1 protein-coding gene is annotated in these 1190 nt (G+C 68.2%); it reads right to left on the reverse strand.

Annotated elements, in window-relative coordinates:
- Positions 1–44: 44 nt before the first annotated feature.
- On the reverse strand, positions 45–527 hold the full coding sequence (locus ACIRL2_RS51415) for a DUF6882 domain-containing protein (RefSeq protein WP_402242736.1): 483 nt from the start codon (positions 525–527) through the stop codon (positions 45–47).
- Between the last annotated feature and the right edge of the window lie 663 nt (positions 528–1190).

The following is a 1190-nucleotide window of genomic DNA, read 5'->3' on the forward strand; positions in this document are numbered from 1 at the left end:
TCCGACGGTCCGGGCCGGCAGCCCTGACGCCTGGCCTGTCGCTGTCATCCGGAGGTGAGCGCCAAGTCGTGGACCAGGAAGTGGAGTTGCTTGTCGTCTGTGGAGTCTGCCCACAACCCCTCGGCGTCGAGTACGGATGCTGCGACCATTCGAGCCTCAGCGACGAGTTCGGGGTGGTAGTTGAACCCTGGCCACGGCAGGACGGGGTAGTCGTTCTTCTCGCCGAACTGCCGGACCCGCTCGATATCGCCCAGGACTGCGGGCGGAAGTGACTCGTCTGCCCATGACCACAGCCAGGACTGCCGAGCGAGACTGACGCTGCCGATCATCGTGAGTCGGCCGGTGAGGAACACCTTCCCGGCGCGCGACCACGTGATCTGTGCGTCGTCCATCGACCACTGGTACTGCACATCACCCGACAGTCCGAAGCGTTCGACCATGAGGGTCTGCCGGGTGCGGGCACGTTCGCGGGCCGCGAGCACGACCTCTTCCCATCCGGAGTGGTCATGCTTCGAGCGGTCGTCCACTTTGCCTCCCCATGCAGAACTGTCGGCTAGATCCTCCCATCCGGGCAGGTGGTCCAGGGCTGCGGGCCCGGACCTGCCCGTTCCGGCGGACCTGCCGGTCGCTAATCCTGTTCGTCGAGGTTGGGTGCCCTTCTTGTGATGGGGGAAAAGCGGCGCCGGCGTCGGCAGCGGTGCGCGGTCGCCGACGTACGCAACACCGCTGTGGCGGCGCCCCGGGCGTGTCCCAGAAGGGCGGGTCGTCGGCGAACCCTCGGGCTCTCCCCAGGGATCGGGGAACGTGAGGCGTTCGATGGGGTCGAACATGTGGTTCAGGGTGTGCGTCAGTCCGGCACCGTCGTAGCAATCGACCTGCCGTAGCCAGGGCACGTCGGCCACCAGGAGGCCGAGTCACCGGCCGAAAGACCCCTGCCTACCAGCGGACACCGACACCACCCGAACGAACAGCCGAACACGCGATTGTCGTCCGGCGCCCGTAGCCTCCCCGGGGGCGTGCGCGGATCAACGGCGCGGCCGGGAATCGTCGTACGGGCAGCGGAGGTTCGGGGTGGGGGCGGGCGTGTGGGGCGTGGTGGAGGAGTCGCAGCGCGCGGTGTGGTCGTTCGCGCCGTTCGAGCGGGTGGGCCCGTTGAGGTTCGGCATGACCCACGATCGGGCGATGGCCGC

It is taken from the genome of Embleya sp. NPDC127516 (assembly GCF_044765325.1).
In the GTDB taxonomy this organism is placed as follows: domain Bacteria; phylum Actinomycetota; class Actinomycetes; order Streptomycetales; family Streptomycetaceae; genus Embleya.